Annotated in this window: 2 protein-coding genes; one reads left to right on the top strand and one right to left on the bottom strand. The window is 70.2% G+C overall.

The genetic code is table 11. From position 1 onward, the window contains the following. Positions 1-1,143: 1,143 nt before the first annotated feature. Entirely contained in the window at positions 1,144-2,181 is a 1,038-nt protein-coding gene (locus U9R90_RS34305; RefSeq protein WP_411061248.1) for a saccharopine dehydrogenase family protein, read from the bottom strand. A gap of 128 nt (positions 2,182-2,309) precedes the next feature. On the opposite strand from U9R90_RS34305, the gene U9R90_RS34300 reads away from it, so the two are divergent. Next, entirely contained in the window at positions 2,310-3,245 is a 936-nt protein-coding gene (locus tag U9R90_RS34300) for a helix-turn-helix domain-containing protein (protein WP_411061247.1), read from the top strand. Positions 3,246-3,702: the final 457 nt, after the last annotated feature.

The following is a 3,702-nucleotide window of genomic DNA, read 5'->3' as shown; positions in this document are numbered from 1 at the left end:
CAACGGACACCCACCCATCAGCCGCGTCAACAACCCTGCGGGTCAATACAGCTAGCGCCCTCGCCAACGTCAGCGCCGCCCGTAGGCACTTGCCGCGCCCCGCATACCCTGCCTGATCACCCAGACCCGCCGCCCGACCCAGGTGATGCTCGGCCACTGTCCGTAAGGGGTCGGGCAGCGTGGCTACCGCCTCACCCAGCCCGATCGCCACCGACTCGGCTGCCGACCGGTCCGCACAGCCTCCCTGGATCGCAGGCCAGGGCCGTCGCGGACCACTCGACTCCGCCAGGGGCCGCGCTCACCGCTCCCGCCAGGACACTCGCCGCCTCCACGCCCAGGACCTACGTCCCGATCTTCGTCACCGAGTGCCTTCCCTGCGGCCAGGCGAACAACGCGCCGCGTCGGGGGCGCATCCGCAGCAACGAGAGCGTGCGGCCTTCGGCGAGGCCAACCCGTGCGCGAGGGGCGTGGCGTCACCAACCACAACCCCCGCTTCTACGCCGACGGCCGCATCCCCGCCACCGGCGTACGCCTCCATGCCCACGTCGCCCACGACCACCTCACCGGAAACCTCAACCCGGACAAGGCAGGCTGCCCCAGCGATCATCTCGGGTGCGCCCGATGCGCTGTGGCGACGCTGGCTGCCGCTTGGCCCTGGCCATCACGGGCGCCGCAGGGGTCGGCGGACGCCTGGGCAACGCCAAGCGCCTTCTCGCCGAAGTCGGTCCGCCGTCCCGCCCCCAGCCCAACGCAGACATGCCTGCGACGACGGGCCGGTAGCCATCGTCGACCGTCCAGGATGCCGACTCGCCCAGGGTCAGGCCGGTGCGCCCCACCGCGCACGCCTCGCCGTTGCCGATCACGAGAAGGGACGTCTCCCGCACCACGGCCGTGCAGCCCCCGGCCCCGCAGGTCACAGCACGTGACCGCCTTCGGGCGGCCCACCCGGGTGTGGGCCCATCGGAGAACGAGTGTGGGCGGCCACCAAAGATTCCCCGCGTATGGCCAGTTGGAATGTGACTCTCGGTGATCGAAGCGGCGACTCGGCGAATCTCCGGGAGTGCATTTGTGCGTGCGCTCAGAAGACGTGGGGAGTCCGCTTCTGGGGACCCGGGAACGGACTTGCGTCGTGGAGCGGCGCGTTCAGGTGTTGTGCGGGTGGAGGTCGAGTGCGATGTGCGGGGCGAGTGCGTGCAGAAAGTCCGGTGCGTCGAAGATCTCGCCGGCGGAGGCGACGCCGGTGGTCTTGGTGCGGCCGGTCAGGACGCGTTCGAGGGCCTCGGCGACGAGGGGGGCGGTGACGGCGTAGATGTCCTGGCCGCTGGCCGTGGCCCGGCGTTCGGTACCGCCGGAGCGTATGACGGCGTCGACGAGGAAGGTCTGGTCCGAGCGCCCGTTCTTGTCGGTGGCTGTTGGGGCCGGTGTGTGGTGGGCGGCGACGTCGCGGACCGCCTCGGCGGTCATGTAGGTGGTCACGTCGGGGATGGACAGGTGCTGGGGGACGGTGACGACGTCCGCCATCGTGAACTCCCCGATCACCTCCCGGGGTCCCATCGGTTCCGGGAAGGTCCACTGAAGGGTGGGCGCCTTGTCGGTGCGGCGCTCCCACTGCCCTCCGTTGTAGCGCAGGCGGACGTCGCCGCGGCGCTCGCGGGAGACGGCACCGGACAGGCGGGTGCCGGCGGTGGGGTGCCAGTTGCTGAGCGCGTAGGCGATGTGGGCCTCGTCGGCTGTGGTCCAGTCGCCCATCGCCGCGGTGGCCAGCAGGTCGCCGAGGCCGCCGAAGAAGGCCATGGCCGGGACGACCACCGCGCCCACTTCCTGGGCCCGGTCCCGGTAGTGGGCGAAGGTGTCGAGGTTGGCCTCAAGCTCGGCGGCCACGTCCAGGTATGGGATCTTCGCACGGAGCGCGGCCTCGATCACGGGACCGGTGGTGCTCGCGAAGGGGCCCGCGCAGTTGATGACCGCCACCGCGCCCGCCAGGGCCCGGTCCAGCGACGCCGCATCCTCGACCGACGCCACCCGGGCCTCAAGGCCGTGCTCGTCGGCCAGCTCCTGTAGCGCCTGTACGTTGCGCCCGGAGGGCACCGGCACGTATCCGCGTGCGGCCAGCTCCGCGACCACGAACCTCCCGGTGTGACCGTACGCGCCGAACACTGCCACCAGCTGACCTGACCCCATGAGACTGCTCCCGTGTATGCGAACGCCCGCTGCGATGTCGGTCCGCCGCGGCCTGACATCCACATCCTGTCCTCGCGGCAGCGTCCCGCACGACCGTCGGAAACGACATGACGCGTACAGTTTCGGACATGCCTGCTGTCGCACTGGCCGTCACCGACGGCATGCTCCACTACGAACTGTCCGTGGCCATCGAGGTCTTCGGCGCCGATCTGACCCACATCGTGAACCCCTGGTACGACTTCTCCATCTGCGGGAGCGGTCCGGTACACGTCGACCGCTTCCGCCTGGCGCCCGACCACGGACTCGACCAGCTCGCGCACGCCGACACGGTGATCGTCCCCGGCTGGGCCGACACCGACCGCGAACCGCCCACCGACCTGGTCCAGGCGGTGCGTACCGCCCACGAGGCCGGCGCCCGCGTGGCCTCGCTGTGCACGGGCGCCTTCATCCTGGGCGCGGCCGGACTGCTCGACGGCAGACGCGCCACCACCCACTGGGCCCATACCCGGGAACTGGCCCGCCGCCACCCGGCGGCCACCGTCGATCCGGACGTCCTCTACGTCGACAACGGCGACGTCCTCACCTCCGCGGGCAAGGCCGCCGCCATGGACCTGTGCCTGCACCTGGTCCGCCTCGACCACGGCTCGGCCAACGCCAACAAGATCGCCCGCCGTCTGGTCATCCCGCCGCACCGCGACGGCGGCCAGGCCCAGTTCATCGCCACCCCCCTGCTCGAGCCCGGCAGCCACCCCCTGGGCGAACTCTTCCCCTGGGCGCTGGAGCGACTGGACCAACCACTCACCGTGGAAGACCTGGCCCGCCAGGCCCGCATGAGCTCACGCCACCTCGCCCGCCACTTCAAACACCTCACCGGCACAACGCCACTGCAGTGGCTCCACACCCAGCGCATCCGCCAAGCCCAGGAACTCCTGGAAACCACCAACGCCACCGTCGACACCATCGCCACGGCCACCGGCATGGGCACCGCCACCACTCTGCGCCGCCACTTCCACCGCACCGTCGGGGTCCCACCCGACACCTACCGCCGCACCTTCCGCCCCTGAGCATGGTGCTGCCGGCCAGAGGCCTGGCCATCCGGAGCCCTGATCTACATGAGTCGGCCGACTGGTTCTGCCAGAACCACCGACGAGCCTTAGCGATCGGGCTGGACGGCCCACACCTCAAGGACGGGCCTGCTCCGGCGCTTCACACTCAGTAGCCATCGGCGGCCAGCCAACTCCCCACTAGCTGGCCGCCGATGGGGAATTCCAGCCGCCGTCAAGCGATCGCGCGTATCCGCCAGCGACCCCACCGCCGCCGCCTCACCAGCCCAAGTACGCGCAGATAAGAAGCGGGTACGCAGCAATTTCGGACACAGGTTCTGAGGCACGGTGCACATGGATCCTTCAAGTCGATCGCTGGGCATCTTGCCGATAGCGCCTGACTCGGCCTGATCCGAAGGAGACGGCCTAGTAGTGCTTCGTTAGGTTCTGGCTCGTGTTAGGGGTTTGCCGCAGGTGG

This window comes from Streptomyces sp. E11-3, assembly GCF_046540415.1.
GTDB lineage: Bacteria > Actinomycetota > Actinomycetes > Streptomycetales > Streptomycetaceae > Streptomyces.
Note: the sequence above shows the minus strand (reverse complement) of the source record. Positions and strands in the feature narration are given on the sequence as shown.

Bases quoted from the DNA above. Each gene is read 5' to 3' on its own strand.
- U9R90_RS34300 (WP_411061247.1), top strand. From the start codon at position 2,310: ATGCCTGCTGTCGCACTGGCCGTCACCGACGGCATGCTCCACTACGAA.
- U9R90_RS34305 (WP_411061248.1), bottom strand. From the start codon at position 2,181: ATGGGGTCAGGTCAGCTGGTGGCAGTGTTCGGCGCGTACGGTCACACC.